This is a genomic window from Mesorhizobium sp. B2-4-2 (assembly GCF_006442845.1).
Lineage (GTDB): Bacteria > Pseudomonadota > Alphaproteobacteria > Rhizobiales > Rhizobiaceae > Mesorhizobium.
This window is the reverse complement of record NZ_VFVM01000005.1, coordinates 162533-179675: the sequence shown is the minus strand read 5'-3', so window position 1 is coordinate 179675 and position 17143 is coordinate 162533. Positions and strand designations below refer to the sequence as shown.

At 60.8% G+C, this 17143-nt stretch carries 16 protein-coding genes and 2 tRNA genes; 5 read left to right on the top strand and 13 right to left on the bottom strand.

Going from position 1 to position 17143, the window contains the following annotated elements:
• Positions 1-32: 32 nt before the first annotated feature.
• From FJ942_RS13930 to FJ942_RS13920, 3 genes are all read right to left on the bottom strand, one after another.
• A complete protein-coding gene (locus tag FJ942_RS13930; RefSeq protein WP_140897971.1) occupies positions 33-950 on the bottom strand; it encodes a carbohydrate ABC transporter permease in 918 nt (305 codons plus the stop codon).
• 13 nt (positions 951-963) lie between these two features.
• Positions 964-2085, bottom strand: coding sequence for a sugar ABC transporter permease (locus FJ942_RS13925; protein ID WP_140521848.1), 1122 nt, complete (start codon positions 2083-2085; stop codon positions 964-966).
• Positions 2086-2172: 87 nt separating this feature from the next.
• Positions 2173-3837, bottom strand: coding sequence for a sugar ABC transporter substrate-binding protein (locus FJ942_RS13920; RefSeq protein WP_140897969.1), 1665 nt, complete (start codon positions 3835-3837; stop codon positions 2173-2175).
• A gap of 289 nt (positions 3838-4126) precedes the next feature.
• Here FJ942_RS13920 and ugpC point away from each other — a divergent pair, with 289 nt between their 5' ends.
• Genes ugpC through rbsK form a run of 3 tightly spaced genes read left to right on the top strand, consistent with a single transcriptional unit; the run spans position 4127 to position 6590 of the window.
• The gene (gene ugpC / locus FJ942_RS13915; RefSeq protein ID WP_140685728.1) at positions 4127-5176 is read left to right on the top strand and encodes a sn-glycerol-3-phosphate ABC transporter ATP-binding protein UgpC; all 1050 of its coding nucleotides are present in this window, start codon (positions 4127-4129) and stop codon (positions 5174-5176) included.
• Positions 5177-5203: 27 nt separating this feature from the next.
• Positions 5204-5656 carry an RbsD/FucU family protein gene (locus FJ942_RS13910; protein ID WP_140515764.1) on the top strand — a complete coding sequence of 151 codons (453 nt, stop codon included), beginning with the start codon at positions 5204-5206 and terminating at the stop codon, positions 5654-5656.
• Positions 5657-5660: 4 nt separating this feature from the next.
• On the top strand, positions 5661-6590 hold the full coding sequence (gene rbsK, locus FJ942_RS13905) for a ribokinase (protein WP_140817098.1): 930 nt from the start codon (positions 5661-5663) through the stop codon (positions 6588-6590).
• 25 nt (positions 6591-6615) lie between these two features.
• Here the strand turns inward: rbsK and FJ942_RS13900 are convergent.
• Positions 6616-6691, bottom strand: a tRNA-Val gene (locus FJ942_RS13900).
• A 216-nt stretch (positions 6692-6907) separates the two neighbouring features.
• Between FJ942_RS13900 and FJ942_RS13895 the strand changes: the two genes are divergently transcribed.
• A tRNA-Asp gene (locus FJ942_RS13895) sits at positions 6908-6984 on the top strand.
• A gap of 325 nt (positions 6985-7309) precedes the next feature.
• Here FJ942_RS13895 and FJ942_RS13890 read toward each other — a convergent pair.
• The 9 genes from FJ942_RS13890 to FJ942_RS13850 form a co-directional block, all read right to left on the bottom strand.
• Positions 7310-9061 (bottom strand): sulfatase-like hydrolase/transferase, encoded by a 1752-nt coding sequence (locus FJ942_RS13890; RefSeq protein WP_140897967.1) that lies wholly within the window; start codon positions 9059-9061, stop codon positions 7310-7312.
• 36 nt (positions 9062-9097) lie between these two features.
• Entirely contained in the window at positions 9098-10504 is a 1407-nt protein-coding gene (locus tag FJ942_RS13885) for a 50S ribosomal protein L11 methyltransferase (RefSeq protein WP_140631590.1), read from the bottom strand.
• Positions 10501-10710: a hypothetical protein gene (locus FJ942_RS13880; protein WP_140495002.1), complete on the bottom strand. Its 210-nt coding sequence runs from the start codon at positions 10708-10710 to the stop codon at positions 10501-10503. The genes FJ942_RS13885 and FJ942_RS13880 overlap by 4 nt, the downstream gene beginning before the upstream one ends.
• Positions 10711-11564: 854 nt before the next feature.
• Positions 11565-11768: a CsbD family protein gene (locus FJ942_RS13875; RefSeq protein ID WP_140493912.1), complete on the bottom strand. Its 204-nt coding sequence runs from the start codon at positions 11766-11768 to the stop codon at positions 11565-11567.
• A gap of 157 nt (positions 11769-11925) precedes the next feature.
• Complete coding sequence (locus FJ942_RS13870) at positions 11926-12711, bottom strand: SDR family oxidoreductase (RefSeq protein WP_140817213.1); 786 nt, start codon at positions 12709-12711, stop codon at positions 11926-11928.
• Positions 12708-13703 (bottom strand): ABC transporter permease, encoded by a 996-nt coding sequence (locus FJ942_RS13865; RefSeq protein ID WP_140556947.1) that lies wholly within the window; start codon positions 13701-13703, stop codon positions 12708-12710. Before FJ942_RS13865 ends, FJ942_RS13870 begins: the two co-directional genes overlap by 4 nt.
• A gap of 105 nt (positions 13704-13808) precedes the next feature.
• Positions 13809-14849 carry a sugar ABC transporter substrate-binding protein gene (locus FJ942_RS13860; protein ID WP_140515774.1) on the bottom strand — a complete coding sequence of 347 codons (1041 nt, stop codon included), beginning with the start codon at positions 14847-14849 and terminating at the stop codon, positions 13809-13811.
• A gap of 39 nt (positions 14850-14888) precedes the next feature.
• Positions 14889-15653: an ATP-binding cassette domain-containing protein gene (locus FJ942_RS13855; RefSeq protein ID WP_140493903.1), complete on the bottom strand. Its 765-nt coding sequence runs from the start codon at positions 15651-15653 to the stop codon at positions 14889-14891.
• Positions 15653-16816 (bottom strand): ROK family transcriptional regulator, encoded by a 1164-nt coding sequence (locus FJ942_RS13850; protein ID WP_140897965.1) that lies wholly within the window; start codon positions 16814-16816, stop codon positions 15653-15655. Before FJ942_RS13850 ends, FJ942_RS13855 begins: the two co-directional genes overlap by 1 nt.
• A 167-nt stretch (positions 16817-16983) precedes the next feature.
• Between FJ942_RS13850 and FJ942_RS28515 the strand changes: the two genes are divergently transcribed.
• Positions 16984-17133, top strand: coding sequence for a hypothetical protein (locus FJ942_RS28515; RefSeq protein WP_181165117.1), 150 nt, complete (start codon positions 16984-16986; stop codon positions 17131-17133).
• The last annotated feature ends 10 nt before the right edge of the window (positions 17134-17143 follow it).

Below are 17143 nucleotides of genomic sequence, written 5' to 3'. Positions count from 1 at the left end.
CTCCCTTGTGGAGAAGGTAAGGACGGCGCCGCCTATTTCACCGCTCCCGCGGTCATACCCATGATCAGGTAGCGCTCCAGCGCGATGCCGATGACGGCCAAGGGCGCGATTGCCGCCGTGGCAAGCGCTGCCATCGACCACCAGTTGATGCCTTGCGAACCGGTCTGGCTCGCCACCATGACCGGAATTGTCTTGGCGTCGGTCGAGGTCAAAAGGGCGGCGAAGAAATACTCGTTCCAGCACAGCACCATCGCCAGGATGAAGGCGGCGACCATGCCGGGCAGGGCGATCGGCATGACGATGCGAAAGAACGCGCCCCAGATCGACAGGCCGTCGACGAGGGCCGCTTCCTCGAGCTCGACCGGGATGGAATTGAACTGGTCGCGCATGATCCAGATGACGATCGGCAGCACCATCAGCGTGTAGAGCAGGATCAGCCCGATGCGCGTGTCGAGCAGTCCGACTTCGCGGTAAAGCACCAGGAACGGCAGTGCGAGCACGACCGGCGGCAGGATGAGCTGCGACAGGAAGAAGAAGGAAATGTCCTCGTTCTTGAACCAGGCGAAGTGATAGCGGTAGCGCGTGAGGCCGTAGGCGGCGAGGCTGCCGATGACGATGGCGAGGCTCGACGCGCCGACCGAAGTGATGACCGAATTCATGAAGCGCTTGAAGAATTCGTCGCGGACGGTCGACGTCTGGAAGATCGAATCCGGCGACAGGCCAAGCGATCGCCAGCCCTTCCAGTCCGGCTGGAAGTCGACGAAGGGGATCAGATGCCCCTGGGTCACGTCTACCGCCGACTTGAACGAGGTCGTGATCGTCCAGTAGATCGGAAAGAGGCAGATGAAGGCCCAGAACACAAGCGCGCCATAGATGAAGACGCGGCTGGTGATGAAGCTCGCCGGTGAGCGGATTTCGGAGAGGGTATAGTCGGTGGTCTGAACGCTCATGATCCCTGCCGCACTAGTTCACATTGCGCACGAAGCGGTTGGCGACCTTCAGCAGCCAGGTCACGAACACCACGATGATGACGAGATAGGCCATCGCCAGCATCGTGCCGTAGCCGACATTGGAACGGTCCCGGTACTCGCGATAAATAAAGCTCGACACGGAATCGGTGGCGCCGCCCGGACCACCCGAGGTGACCGTGATGATGATGTCTGCCAGTTTCAGCTTGAAGATGATGCGCAACACGACGGCGGTCACCGACACCGGCAGCATCAGCGGGAAGGTGACCTGCCAGAAGGTTTGCCAGGCCGTGGCGCCGTCGACGCGCGCGGCCTCCAGCACCTCGCGCGACATCGCCTGCAAGCCGGCAAGCAGCATGATCATCATGAAGGGGATGAAGGTCCAGGCGTCGAGCATCATGATCGAGATACGGGCGGTGATCGGGTTGGAGAAGAAGGCGGGGTTGTCCCAGCCGAGGTGGCGGGCCAGTGTCGCCGCCGGCCCGAACCGGTACTCCATCAGCGATTTGCCGATCATCCACGAGACCGCGACCGGTGACAGCATCAGCGGCATCAGGAAGACGACGCGGAAGAATTTGCGCGCCCGGATCTGCGCGTTGAGCAGCAGCGCCAGGCCGAAGGCGATGACATATTCGACCAGCACCGCCAGCACATAGAGCACCATGTTGAACAGCGCGTTGCGATAATAGGGATCGCCGAGCATCTGCCAGAAATTGTCGAGCCCGTTGAACTTGCGGCCCGAGAATGAACTCAGGTTCCAGTCGGTCAGCGCGATGTAGAAGCCGAACAGGGTCGGGAAGATCACCATGGCGATGGTGAACAGCAGCGCCGGCAGCAGGAACAGCGCACGCTGGCCGTCTTCGCCGCGCGTCAGCACCTGGCCGACGCCGAGCGCCACGCCCCACAGCACATAGGCGTAGACCACGGGCCGCCATGTCTCGAAGCCGATCGTGTCGACCTCGCTCTTGTAGAGGATTTGCACCAGGATCGTTGCCAGAAGGCCGAGCGTCGCGACGGCCATCAGGGCCCAACCAAGCCGTTTGCGGCCGGGCGGGATCAGATCGGTCGGCACGGAATTTGCCGGCCACGCATTCGTGGTCGAAGTCTGGTCAGCCACGCCTCTTGCCTCTTTTGCGCAAATGACCGGCCGAAGCCGGCCGAGATACGGCCCGGCGAACAGGTTCCGCCGGGCCATAACGCCTGCCTACAGACCGAGCGAGGCCTTGTAGAGCTTGATCTGGTTGTCACGGCCGATCTGGTCGGTCAGCTTCTCCCAGGCCGCGGCAATGGCGTCTGCGCCCTCCTGGGCCTTCATCTTGCCGGCGAAGGTGTTAGCCAGAATGTCCTCGGCGGCTGAATAGTATTGGAAGATGCCGGGAATGCGTGGCTCGATCGCCGCGTTCGGGTGGTTGTAGCTGTCCGATTCCGACTTGAGATAGGAGGTGATGAAGGCTTCGTCATAGCCCGCCGCCACCCACTCCGGAATGTCGAAATGCGAGTTGCGGTAGGGCTGGAAGCCGGACGGGTACATCGCCGTCCAGATCGACAGGTCCTTGCCGCCGAGATGGGCGGCGGCGGACCATGCCGCCTTCTTCTTCTTCTCGTTGCTATCGACGCGGGCCATGACGTATACGCCCCAGCCGAGATAGGCGCAGTTCGGCGCATAGTTCGGTCCGCTGGCGAGTTTGTCCCACTGCCCGGTCTTGGAGTTGTAGACATCGTCGGAGCCGGGCAGGATCGAGAAGCCGGTGACGTCGCCCACGACGGAGGAGTCGTTGGTCTTGACGTTCGAGCCGACATCGCCCCACCAGGTGACCATCGAGCCGGTGCCGGCCAGGAACTGCTGGAAGGCGGTGGTGTTTGGATCGGCGTTGATCTGGTCGGCAGGCTCCGAAGGCAGCGCGTCGATCACGTCCTGTATGGCGCGCACCCAGGCCGGATTGTTGATGCGCGGCTTCATCGTGTCGGCGTCAAACAGCCAAGCCTTGTCGTCGGGGTGCTTGGCGTAGGCGGTGGCGCGGCTGCCGAGGAAATAGAAGCCGAATCCGCCCCAGGGTTTCGGCGCGTCGAGATAGCCGTAGACGTCCTGACCCTTGACCTGCTTGCCCTTGAGGAACTTGGTGACCGCCTGGACCTGCTGCCAGGTCTTCGGCACGCCCCATTCACCGCCGCCGCCGCCGTCCTTCCAGGCCTTGGCGAGGTCGGCATCGGAAAACACATCGGTGCGGTAATTGAAATTATGAGCGTCGCCGTCGACGGTCACGCGGTACTGCTTGCCGTTCCAGGTGCCGACAGGCGGCTTCAGATAGTTGACGAGGTCATCGAAATCGATCTGGGTCTTGACCCAGTCGGGCATCTCGGACGTGAGGCCCTTGCCGCAGACGTCGCCCTCGAACGGCGCGCCCATCTCGATGATGTCGAAGTCGACCGTGCCGGTGGCGATCGACTGCTGCAGACGGGCATTGTAGTCGGCCTGCGCCAGATCGATCCAGTTGATCTTGGCGCCGGTATAGGTTTCCCAAGGCTTCAGGAAGCCGCGGAACAGCACATTGTGCAGGTTCTGGTTGTTGAGACCCATGAAGGTAAGCTCGACGCCGGCGAATTCGCCTTCCTTGACATTGGCCTTGGTCGCCTCGAGGCAGAGCTCGCCGACCTTCTGGAAGTCGGCGTCGGTCGGCTGACCCTTGCCCACGCCGGGGATCTGCAGGATTTTCGAGCGCAGCTCGCTGGCGGCGGAGGCTGGGCGCGTGAGGGCGCCGAGCCCGGCGCCGGATGCGGCAGCGATCGCGGCCATCGAGGCCGCGCCCTTCAATATGTCGCGTCGGGTTGCCCCCGCGCGGACCAGCGTTTCGTAGAGACCTGTTTTCATCGATGTTCCTCCCAGAATATCTGTTGTGAATGCGGCCAAATTTCTCAGGCGCTGGAGCGCCAAACGATTCTCCCGGTTCGGAAACGAACGATGCAGGACCCCACCTGCTCGATTGAAGTTCCGTTTTTTTGGTTCGGGCGACCGGTATTCGGACCAGCGCCCGTCACTATTCTCGCAACCAAACGCCGTGTCAACGAGACCGGGTTTTTGTCGGGAAGAGACCGGCTTGCCCTGGCAGGTCGCGTTGGTTAGCTTCTGCGCATACGGCAATGGAGCCGATGGGGGAGATATGGCTCAAGTCGCGATCAGCAAAGTGGCCAAGGCGTTTGGAACCGTCAAGGTTCTGCACGAAGTCAGCGTCGATATATCTGACGGCCAATTCGTGGTGCTGGTCGGTCCTTCGGGTTGCGGCAAGTCCACGCTGCTGAGAATGGTGGCGGGGCTGGAGACCGTCTCCGGCGGCACGATCGCCATCGGCGACCGTGTGGTCAACCACTTGCCGCCGGCCAAGCGCGACATCGCGATGGTGTTCCAGAACTATGCGCTCTATCCGCACAAGACAGTCGAGCAGAACATGGCCTTTGCGCTCAAGCTGCGCAAAACCGATCCAGCCGTGGTTGCCGAGCGGGTCAAGCGCGCCGCCGACATCCTCGACCTCAACCCTTATCTGAAACGCTATCCCCGGCAGCTTTCCGGCGGCCAGCGCCAGCGCGTCGCCATGGGCCGCGCCATCGTGCGCAACCCGCAGGTGTTCCTGTTTGACGAGCCGCTCTCAAATCTCGACGCCAAGCTGCGTGTGCAGATGCGCACCGAGATCAAGGAATTGCACCAGCGGCTGAAGACCACCACCATCTATGTCACGCATGATCAGATCGAAGCCATGACCATGGCCGACAAGATCGTGGTGATGCGGGACGGCCGCATTGAACAGGTCGGCGCACCGCTGGAACTGTTCGACCGGCCTGCCAACTTGTTTGTCGCCGGCTTCATTGGCTCTCCGTCGATGAACCTGCTCAAGGGCGTCGCGCGCAAGGGCGGTGTTGACATCGCCGGCGCTCTGTTCCCGGTCGCGCCCGGCAGCGCCGTGGAGGAAGGGCGCGCCGTCGTCTATGGCGTGCGGCCGGAGCATCTCGAGATTCATGCCGATGGCGTGCCTGCCAAGATTTCGGTGGTCGAGCCGACTGGCTCGGAAACCCTGGTCTTCCTGCGTTTCGGGGACGGCGAGATGGTGGCGCTGTTCCGCGAACGCCACGACTTCAAGCCCGGCGATACGCTCAAGCTCAGGCCGCGGCTCGACCACATCCATCTGTTCGATGCCGAGACCGGCAAGCGTCTCTGATCTCAAACTCATTTCACGAGGAATATCATGCTCAAAGGGATCAATCCGCTCCTCAATGCCGACGTGCTCCAGGCATTGCGGGCGATGGGACACGGCGACGACCTGATTATCGCCGACACCAACTTCCCCTCCGATTCGGTGGCGCGCCAGACGGCGCTCGGGCGGCTGCTGCGCATCGACGCGCCGGCGGCGCAAGTCGTGAAGGCGGTGCTGTCGCTCTACCCGCTGGATACGTTCGTCGACGATTCGGCCGCGCGCATGGAGATCGTCGGCAAGCCGGACGAGATCCCGCCCGTCCAGCAGGAAGTGCAAAAGGAGATCGACGCCGCCGAGGGCAAGCCATGGCCGATGCTGCCGGTCGAGCGCTACGCTTTCTACGAGCGCGCCAAGCAGGCTTACTGCGTCATCCAGACCGGCGAGCGCCGTTTCTACGGCTGTTTTGCCTTCCGCAAGGGCGTGGTCCCGCCGGATGCGGAGTAGCGGCATGCTGGCCGGCAAGCCGATCGTCATCCTCGGAGTCTTTGTCGCCGACACGGCCTATCGCGCCGCGCGGCAGCCGCGCATGGGCGAGACGATCCTTGGAACGTCCTTCACCCTCGGTCCCGGCGGCAAGGGTTCGAACCAGGCGGTTGCGGCCGGTAAGCTCGGCGCCGATGCAACCTTCCTCACGCGCCTCGGCGTCGATGCCTTCGCCGACATGGCCAAGCGCACCTGGAAGGACGCCGGCGTGAAGAATGCCGTGATCGACACGCCCGACAGCTATACGGGCGCTGCCTATATTTTCGTCGAGGAGGGCACCGGCAACAACGCCATCATCGTCAGCCCCGGCGCGGCGATGCTGATCTCGCCCGACGACATCGAGGCCAATGCCGCCCTGATTCGTGGTGCCGGCGTCTTCGTGACGCAACTCGAACAGCCCATCGAGGCGGCGCTGCGGGCGTTGGAGATCGCGCGCGGGGCAGGGGTGACGACCATCCTCAACCCGGCTCCGGCGGCCAGGCTCCCCGACCGCATCTATTCGCTCTGCGACTACCTCACGCCCAACGAGACCGAGACGGAGGAGTTGACCGGCATGAAGGTCGCCTCGGTCGATGACGCCCGCGCAGCCGCCGGCAAGCTGCTCGAAAAGGGCGCCGGCGCCGTCATCGTCACGTTGGGAGAGAAAGGCGCATTGCTGCACACGAGGGATCGTTCCGAACATGTCGCCGCCGTCAGCGCCGGCCCGGTGGTCGAGACCACGGGAGCCGGCGATGCCTTCAATGGCGGCCTGGCCGCCGCGCTGTCGCGTGGGGTGGAGCCCCTGCAAGCCGTGCGCTTTGCTTGCGCCGTTGCGGGCATTTCGGTGACGAGGCCAGGCACCGCGCCGTCCATGCCGGACTTGCACGAGGTCGAGGCGCTGCTGGCGAGGGGCTGAGGCGTTTGAATGAAAGGCGCCTGAATGGTGGGCGATGACGGGCTCGAACCGCCGACATCTTCGGTGTAAACGAAGCGCTCTACCAACTGAGCTAATCGCCCGCTCCGGGCCGGACCTTTAAGCGGTCGGGGCCAGCTTCGCAAGGCTAAATGAGCGTGGGACGCCGTCGTTGCGGGCCGTATTTGCGAACAAAACGCCGGCTGTCAAAAAACCTTCTCCAGTTTGATGTTATGATGGTTTCCTGCGCTTGACACCCGGTGGCGAACCCCTTATCCAGCGCCCAACGACGAACACGGCTGACACGTGCTCGTCAATGCGCGGGTGTAGCTCAGTTGGTTAGAGTGCCGGCCTGTCACGCCGGAGGTCGCGGGTTCGAGCCCCGTCACTCGCGCCATTAGTTTCAAGGGGTTAGCTACCGCCCCTTGAAAAAGTTTCAACTCTCATTTTCCGGAGAGTTTCAAGTTTTCGTATTCATTCCGTTCCTGGCCGAGCAGTTTCCTGCCCCTACGTCGGGCTGCGCAGACGGCTACCAGATTGACCGGCATGTACGTCTTCTGGAGCGCCTTGTTCTGGTCGATTGAATTGGCCATCTTGGCCGAGATCGCCTCGATCGAAGCGCCGCTGGCGCGGCGTTGGCCTCGACCGCACCGGAACGCCCAACGTCCATGAACCGGGCGGGCCGAGGGGGGACGCATCGCGATATTCAAGCGGTTCAACCGCTACGGCACCGGTATAGTCTCGGTTTGTGTGAAGACTGCATGTCCGGCCGTGAACACTACGGTATTGGCTAGCAGCGGAGAAATGCCCCCATCGTGCGGATAGACAAAGAATTTTTGCGGGCGCACGCGGATGCTTTCACAGGATCCTGTTAGGCAGGGCAACAAACTCAGACCATCGTGAGGTCGGTTAGGCTGGTGCCCGATCGCGTCCATTATTGTGGGATAGACGTCGATCAACTGCGATTCTCCGTCAGATACCGCAAAATCAGAGTCCGATTGAGATGGCTTAATCATGAGGGTTGCCATCGACCTGCTTTCAAATGCTGCGGTGGTGCCTCCAAATGCGGTGATGCCGGAGTGATACGGCGGACTCATCTCTGAGCCAACGAGTCCATTCAAAAAGCCTGCCCACCCGGACCCGTGGTCAGATTGTATGACGATAATGGCGTCGTCATAGCGGTCCAGTCGCTTGAGCTCTTGCAAGAACTCCACAACAAGCTTCATGGCGCAACTGGCCTGAGACCTATAGGCAGCCTGGATCCCGACCGCCGCACGTTCGGGATCGACCATGCAATTTGCATCGAGCACGTAGGGGCCATGAGGAAGGATCGCTTGGAACAATGTGTATCTGCCGCGCGCGGCAAACCGCTGTTCATTCGCGATCAGATATTTCATCCCCACAACAGCCTGAAATGGATGGACGCCTTGTTCTACGGTCTTCGGGATGTAGCTTTCCGCTTTGCGCTCAAATACCGCGCTAATCCGTTCGCCGGCCGAGTGTCCCCACCCCAGGGCCTCATTTGTCAAGAAATTTGGAAACAATTTTGCAAACAATAGTCCAGAAAATTCGACAATTTGCGGATGCTTTATTGAGTACTGGTACTTGGTGATCTGCTCTGGCGTGAAGAATACATCTGCAACATTTGTCTGCAATATCTCCGGAAGCCCCACAACATCAACTGCGTAACCATCCGTCCGAAGATCTTTCAGCAATCCTTGATCGAAGGCTGCTCTCCAGGCGGGAAAGCTTCCGCTCCGAAATATGGTACCGGTCAGATAGCTCGCAACCGACGATAACGTATACGGATAGTTTGAAATATTCCGACGCATAAACGTAAACCCGCGAAAAATGCTCCGGTCATTCATCTCTTCGATGGCGGCAAGTGCAAAATCTGACTGCATCTCATCGAGATGAAAGTGATATATATTTGGAAGGTCCGAGCGGCCATTTATAGACAAGCCGGATTTAGGAGAGTTTTCGGTTTCAGCCGGTGGCACTGGCAGGCCCGCAGCAACAGTGGCCAATCCGGCAATTAACGCGATCGATAGGATGGCAAAAACCCGAACCAGCGTGCCTAGAGTCGTAACTGCACCCACCGCCAACAGCGCGACCAAGATGGCAACTTCTACCGCAGTGATGGAGATGGGCTCCGGGCTTGCGAATGATGCGCCATCTAAGCGACTCAGCTGAACGGGGGCAAAAACGTCGGCGAGTAATACGAAGGCCCCTAGAAGCAAATACGCCTTTTTTACGAAATCCCGAATTCCGAACAAGGTTAGAGTGGATACAAATATCAAAATAAATGCGCCACCATAAATGAAAATAGTGGGGAGCCAAATATCATACCCCAATTCCTTGGCGTTTTTCGCATAAAGTTCCAATGGAAAAAATACGAAAAGAACTAATATTGGAAACAGTAAGGCGAGAAATGCCGTCGAAATTCTAACAATGCGATTGGCGTTAATACTCATTCGAAAATACCCGATAAAGTACCATCTCTTTTTATTTCATCGCCTATCGAATTGATAAAGTGTACGGCCGGTGGCCGACACTGTTTGTTTCTTCGCAATGCGGGAAACGGACGTGAGTGCGCATTCGAACGAAGAAGGGTTATAATCGGGGAAGATATCCTCTCGAAGAGCAAGCATGTGTCGAATTGTTGGATCATCCTTAGGGACGAACTCGATTATGCCGGTGGGAGCAACGTCAACAATCCATTTGACGGCCTGGTGCAAAGGCACGTTTCTGCCAATGGCAAGATGGTGCTCAAAAGCGAGAGCAAGAACCGCATCAGCTCTGAATCTGGACGAGAAACCCTTTCGTTCCTTCTGAGCCCATCCTTGATCAGGGCTGGGGTTCGCAGCATCCAGCCACAACGGAAGAAAGTTCATTTTAGCTGACGCGGCCCGCGAAAATCCGATGTCGACTGCGGTCTGATCGAAATCGAAGCCAACTACCGCTTTCGCGCCACCCTCCAAGGCGGCGACCGAAAAGTCGCCAGTATTGCAGCCCAGATCGATTGCGGTGGCGACTTGGCCGGATGCCGCGAAATCGTGGATCATTTGCCGCTTTGTCGAGGCCTCTTGACTGGAGTAGGTGTTCATACTCGCGTATGCGCCCCACACAGTCTTGCCGGTGTCGGCCGGCTCTAGGCGTGCGATCCACCGGCGCAATTGGGATAAAATGCCGTGATACCCCGCCCGCGGTAGCTTTCTGCTTCGGCTAACCCTTTTGACAGCGTTGCTGGGATCATTCACGGAGCTCTGTTCAAGGCGACTTTGCAGCGTGACGTGGGTCAACATGTTCCACGAAAATCGCTCAGAAAATGTGAGCAAGCGAGCAAAATCGCGGGTGGAAATGCCCTCCAGCGCACCCCTGAACCATGAATTGTGGGCGATTCCCTTCACAGCTCGGAGAAGCAGCGGATTAAGAAACTGCTCGCAGAATTGTCTGTGACCCGTCCAATACTCCCCGTCCCGATATGGCCTAACAGAGAGGATATCGATGAAGATGGGCTTGGAGCCAACGAACTGCACATTGTAGGCGCTTGCGTCAGAAAGGACAAAATTCTCGGCCAATAGTTGTATTTGCAGGTCAAGATGATGCAGTGCTGCTGCCTTCAACGCACCGAAAGACCATTCGTAGGGATAGCTCAAGAATGGTATCGCTCCGTGTTCCAACACGTAAGCTGGTTTTCCTACGACCTCGGGCCAATCTGCGGGGGCAACCTCACTGGTCCGGACTATTTTATCCAGCTCGGCGTAACGTAGCAGGATGCCCGCATCCCGGGCGGCCTCATAGCTCGCTTTGCCCTGGTCGGTCACTGTGCGGAAAACCCGGCCATCGGAAACAAAGACCGACCCGGAAGGATCTCGGAACGATCCGTCCTCAAAAACTAGTCCTGAACCTTTCATTTCCGGTCTGTACGATTCTTACCGAAAATGCGCGCCAACAGCAGTTTGAGGCGATTGTAATAGATGGTTAACACGGTGGTGCCCGCCGCGACACCTGCAATCAAGCCCTGCAGCAGCATGCTCCCGGTGCCCGGGTCGAGATATGCGTGAGCCGACACCGTCAGACTCAATAAATATAGCATCCCAAGTGAAGCTGTCAGTCTCATCTTGTACAAAGGCCCATACTCCCCATCGGCTCTGCGCGCGGTTGCTGTTTAATGCGCCTTTAATGCGATCCAACGCGTTTGACCAGACATTTGTCACAAATCTTTCACACTTCGAGAAACTTGTGGTGACGGAAATGGCCGCGACAGCGTGTCGCTAGTGAGCCACTCTGTCGCTGTGCGGCGCCAAACATTTCGGATTTTTGCGATCGAACATGTCTCCGCCAAAATGGTCAACGAACGCCTTCGTCGCGGCGGGTCGGCGAAGTGAAGGCGATAGTCCTCATATTTGCCGCTCTACCATATCGACGGCACGTGCCCGTTCGATGAGTGATGGCGCCGGGGGTTAACACGATTACGTTTGGCATCAGTGGGAGGTCGGCTTCTCGGTTGCTGCCGCTTGGGCGTCGATTGCGTCGCTCCTTGACCTGCAACATCATGGCGTGGGGCTGCTTGAATAACGACGTACTTGACGCCGGGCCGGACCAAAGTGGCCGGCGCCCTTTTTTGGGGGCGGGTGGGGTAAACCCGACTTGCAGGACGCCGGCCAGGCGGGTTGGGGTCCGCCAGGAACTATAATGCCAGAAAACCTTATGGTTCGATATTCCGCGATAACGGAACATCTGCGCCACATGGGCGAGTTCCAGCCGATCTCAAGGGCCTATGATCCGGCTGTTCATCCACCGGCGTTGGTGGCGCATATCGGCTTGCTGGCCGCAGATCTTGCAGGTGTAGACGTTGTGCCTTTTTGCGCGCCGGAGCGCCATTATGCCGATGACCGGGAAGGGCGGAGAGAGCCCGCCGACCGCTGGCATAACGGCTCTCGGCAAAGACGCCTCCCCTGGCAGCTCTGCTATCTACCAGCCCTGCCGACTATACCAGTCGTCGACGTCCCGGCGTACGCGATCCTTCTCGATGCCGTAGCGTTCCTGGATAATGCCCTCAAGCTGATCGCGTTTGCCGGCGATGCGGTCGAGATCATCATCAGTGAGCTTCCCCCACTGCTCCTTGACTTTACCCTTGACCTGCTTCCAGTTTCCTTCGACGCGGTTCCAATCCATTGTGGCTATCTCCTGAATCACACATGGAAGAACGGGTGTATCGCCATGAGGTTCCGGTGGGCCAAATCCCCGTCGATCACCGCCAGCGGGAACGCTGCGGTTGCGCTTGGCATCAGTGATGATGTGCGCTGGCTTTCTTGTTCCCCTCACGCGTTGTTCACGGCGGCGCCAGCCTGAAGTCGCTCCCCTCCGGCAGCAATTGCCCGCCATCGACGACAATCGTGGTGCCGGTGATGTAGCTGGCATCGTCGGAGGCCAGGAACAGGAAGGCATTGGCGACGTCGCGCGGGCTGCCCAGCCGGCCGAGCGGAATGGCGTCTTCCATGTTCTTGATGAAGGCAGCACCCCGGTGAAGCTCCATTCCCTCGGTGAGAATGTTGCCGGGTTCGACGCCGTTGACGGTTATGCCGTAGCCGGCGAATTCGAGCGCCGCCGAACGGATCAGCCCGTTTATGCCTGCCTTGGTCGCGGAATAGTGGCCGTGGCCGGGACTGGTGACGTGCGGTCCGGTGATCGAGGAGGTGAACAGCATGCGCCCGCGGCGCTGCGCCTTCATCGGCACCAGTGCGGCGCGAGCGGCATTGAAACTGCCGCGCAGATTGACCGCCATGACGCGATCCCAGTCGTCCGGGCTGGTGTTCTCCAGCAATTGCCAGGGATAAATGCCGGCGTTCTGGACGATGATGTCGAGGCGGCCATGGTGCGCGAGCGCCAGCGCGACGGCGGCCTCGACATCGGCCAAAAGCGAGATGTCCGTGCCGATGAAGGCGGCGTCAAGTTCACTGGCGGTCGCTCGCCCCACCTCGATCTCGGTGTCGGCAAGCACAAGCCTGGCGCCTTCTTCGGCGAAACGTTGGGCGATGCCCTTGCCGATGCCGCGCGCGGCGCCGACGATCAGCGCCACTTTGCCCGACAGTCTTCCGGTCTCTGGCCGTATGGTCATGCGAGCCTCTGGCGAATGGTTTGCTTGAAGGCGTCGAGCAGGACCGCCGCCAGCACCAGCAGGCCGTGAATGACCTGGGTGAAGTTGGCGGGCAGGCCCATCAGATTGATCGCCGTGTTGATGGCCGACAAAAGCAGCACGCCGGCATAGACGCCGGGTAAGGTGCCGACGCCGCCTTTCAGGCTGACGCCGCCGATGACGACGGCGGCAAAGGCGTTGAACAGCAGGCCGACGCCGAGATTGGCGGTGGCGCCCGATGTGCGGATGGCGAGCAGCCAGCCGGCAAGGCCGGCTATGGCGCCGGCAAGTACGAACGCGATGATCAGGTTGCGGTTGACGCGGATGCCGGCGCGGAAGGTCGCCGTCTCGTTGCCGCCGATCATCACCAGATGCCTGCCGAAAGGCGTCTTGGCCATGATCAGCGAGAAGACGACGAAGCAGGCAATCGCGATCCAGGCGGTGAGCGGCAGACCGATCAGCCGCTGGATGCCGAACCAGCGGATGGCAGGCGCCAGATCCTGCGCCGAGCGGCCGCCGGAAATGACCAGCACCAGGCCGCGCACCCAGATGTAGGAGGCCAGAGTGATGATGAAGGCGCTCATCTTGACCTTGACGACCAGGAATCCGTTGAAAGCGCCGATGACGCCGCCGACGGCAAGCGCCAGCAGCAGCGAGACCGGCACCATCAGCCAGTCCGGATGCAACTGTACGCCGAAGCCGATGCCCGAAGAGCAGAACAGGATGCCGACCACCATGGCGCTGAGCGCGGCCACCGATTCGACCGACAGGTCCATGTGCCCGGCGATGATGACCAGCGCCAGGCCTATCGACATCACGCCCAGCACGCTGGAGGCTTCGATGATGTTGGCGAAAATACCGAGCTGGAAATAGTTGGGAATGAAAAGGGAGAACACCACCAGCACGAAGACCAGCATGAACCAGACGAGATTATCGAGGACGAACTCGAGGATTTGACGGGTGCGGGGGCTCATGGGCTGATCCGGTTTGGGTTCGAATGCCGCGGCGGCTCTATGCCGGGCAATTCTGCCGGGCAGGGCGGCTCCGGGCGGGTGGCCCGGAGCCGTTCTGGGGAAGGTTTATTCGACGGGCTTAACGGTGTCCGTCGGCGGCTTCTGGTTGCCCCAGAAGGCTGGATTGTCGACGTTCTCCTTGGTGATCGCGGCACCCGGGATCTTGATGTTCGGGCCCCAGGCCTCCTTGGTCACCACTGATTTCAGCCCAAGCACGTCATAGTCGCCGGGCTTGATTTCCTGCTTGTTGACGACCTTGTCCATGAACATGGCGACGGCCGCGGCCTGCGCGTAGAGCGGCTGTTCGACTTCGACGTTGAGCCAGCCCTTGCGGATCAGGTCGAGGCCGACCGGCGCGCCGTTCGAACTCATCAGCATGACGTCGCCCGGCTTCTTGCCGGCGGCCTCGAGCGAGGCGACGGCGGCGACCGAAAGATGCGCGGCGTGGCTGAAGATCAGGTCGATGTCGGGGTTGGCAAGCATCTGGTCGGCGACGATGGTGCCGGCGTTGCTGGCCTCCCATTGCATGGCCGGCAGCGAGATGATCTTGACGTCCGGGAACGCCTTCATCTTCTCTTCAAAGCCCTTTTGGATGTCGAGCGTGTAGGGATCGCCGGGGTCGCCGAGCACCTGCAGGATCTTGCCCTTCACAGCGCCGTTCTTGGCCTTCAGCAGCGCTTCGGCCTGTTCGGCGGCGACGTGGCCGATCTCGACAGTGCCGGCTACCGAGGTGAAGTCGGACGGAGTGGAGGTGATCTGGCGATCGAATTCCACGACAGGTATGCCGGCCGCGCGCGCGGCCTCGATCGACGGCTTCAGCGCGTTGAAGTCGACGGCGGCCAGGATGATCGCCTTCGGTTTCAGCGCGATGACGTCGTTCATCTGCGATTGCTGGGCGTCGGTCTTGTTGTCGGCGTTCAGCGTCTTCATCTCGTAGCCGACCTGTTTCAGGAACAGTTCCAGCGCGCTCACCGAGCCGGTCTGGAACTCATCGAGCAAGGTCGGCACCATGTAGTAGACGGTACCCTTGGACTGGGCGAATGCCGGCGTGAGCGTGGCAACTGCCAGTGCCAGGATACCTAGGACAGAAAGAAGTATTCGTTTCATGTCGTTGGCTCCTCTAGTGCCGGACCCCTCTTTTGTCCCTCAGCCCGCCGGTCCGGCACCGGCAAGCGTCTCCCCGGTGATCATGTTGATCACCGCATCGGGACTTGTTTTGTTGCGTGCGACATCGCCGGCCACGACGCCTTGCCGGATCACCACGATCCGGTCTGCGACCTGGAAGGCCTGCTGCATGATGTGGGTGATGATGACGACGCCGATGCCCTGGTTCGCCACTTGGCGGATCATGTCGAGGCCGCGCCGCGTCTGTTCGACGCCAAGCGCTGCGAACGGCTCGTCGAGCAGCACAAGCTTGCCGCCCCAGTGCACGAAGCGGTTGAGCTCGATGGCTTGCCGCTGGCCGCCCGAGAGATGCTCGACATTGGTGCGCAATGACGGAATACGGGTGCCGGCGCTGGCAAGCGCCTTGCCGACCACGGCCTCCATCGCCCGCTCGTCGAGCACTGGAATGCCGAGCACCTTGCGCGTGATCTCACGGCCCATGAAGAAATTGGCCACCACGTCGACATTGGTGCACAGCGACAGGTCCTGATAGACGGTCTCGATGCCCGCCGCCTTGGCCTCGGCGGGGGATTTGGCAAGGAACTCCTTACCTTCGAACAGCATGCGGCCGGAGGTGGGCTCCAGGCCGCCGGCGATGATCTTGACCAGCGTCGACTTCCCGGCGCCGTTATCGCCCAGCAACGCGACCACCTCGCCCTTGCCGATCGAGAAGCTGATACCCTTCAGCGCCTGGATCGCGCCGTAGTTCTTGGTGACGTTGTCGAGCACCAGCAAGGGTTCGCTCATCAGGCAACCTCCCTGGCTGTCAGAATATCGCGGCCGCGTTCGCGCTCGGCGGTGAACATCTGGCCGAAGCGTGGCGACAACACGCCAGAGACGGCCAATGCGGCCGCGCCGCGCAGCACGGCTTGCTGGCCGCCGCCGGCGACGACGATGCGTGGCGTCTTGCGGTCCTTGCGGGCCGAAACCGAATTGTGCAGAGGCGCAGCCGATCTCGCCAGGCGTTCGAGCAGGTCCGGGGCCGCCAGCCCGCCGAGCACGACCGTCTCGGGGTCGAAAAGGTTCTCGATGATGGCAATGGCGTTGCGGAAGATCGGGCCGACCTCGGCGACCCAATCGGCATCGCTGCCCTTCCAGCGCCCTCGCGCTTCGAGCGAGACATAACGTTCGAGGCAACCGCGATTGCCGCACGGGCAAAGCTCGCCATTGGGAACGACGGGAATATGGCCGATCTCGCCGGCATTGCCCCAGGCGCCGCGCAGCACGCTGCCGTCATGCATCATGGCGCTGCCAAGTCCGACGCCGAAATAGAGATAGTAATATTCGGAATGCTGGGCGCCGATGCCGTAGAGGCGCTCGCCCATGGCGGCCGCAGCCATGTCGCCGTCGAAAAAGGCCGGCAATCCTGTCGCCGCCGTCAGCCGCTCGCGCAGCGCCACGTCCTTCCAGCCGGCCATTGTGGTCGGCCCGATGAAGCTCATCGTGTCCACGCCGAACGGGCCGGGAAGCGCCATGCCGATGCCGATGACGCGGCCCGCGGCGCGCGTTCCGGTCAGGTCGCGGACCATGGCGCGGACCTGGTCGAACGCATGATCGGGCGTCGCGTTGGGGGCCCCGCGGTGCAAGCTGTCGATCACGTCACCGCTGAGATTGATCAGCGCCGCGTCGATCCCCAGCGGCGTCAGGTGGATGCCGACGGCATAGCCGCCCTCGGGATTGATGCGCAGCGTCGCCGGTGGCAGGCCACGGCCCTTCGGCTCCTCGCGTACGGACAGGACGTAACCCTGCTCCTCCAGTTCGCGAACGATGGTCGATACGGTTTGAACGGTGAGGCCGACATGCCTGGCGATATCGCCCCTGGCGATGGGACCGTACCGGCGGATCGATTCGAGCACGATGCGTCGGTTGTACGGCCGCCCGAACTCCTGATTGGTCCCTCGCAATGCCATGCCTTGCGTCCCCGGTTGAGGCAAGGTTGGCACCAAATATTTATTCAGTCAAATGGAATTCAAAAATGCACCGCATTTGAGCGACGCGCCCGCTACGGCGGAAAAGCCGGCCGGTGTCCGGCTGATCACCGCGCCCTAGATGGCGGTACATGGATAAGATTTATGTCTTGCTGATCTTCGCCGCGGCCATTGCCATCATCTGCCTGGGCGGCAGATGGAACACATCTGATACCGACCACTATATGGGCTTCGACAATTTGCGGTCGCCTCGAAAGGGAAAAGCCCTGAACGGCGACAAGGATGCGAAAAAGCAATGAGGACGGCGCG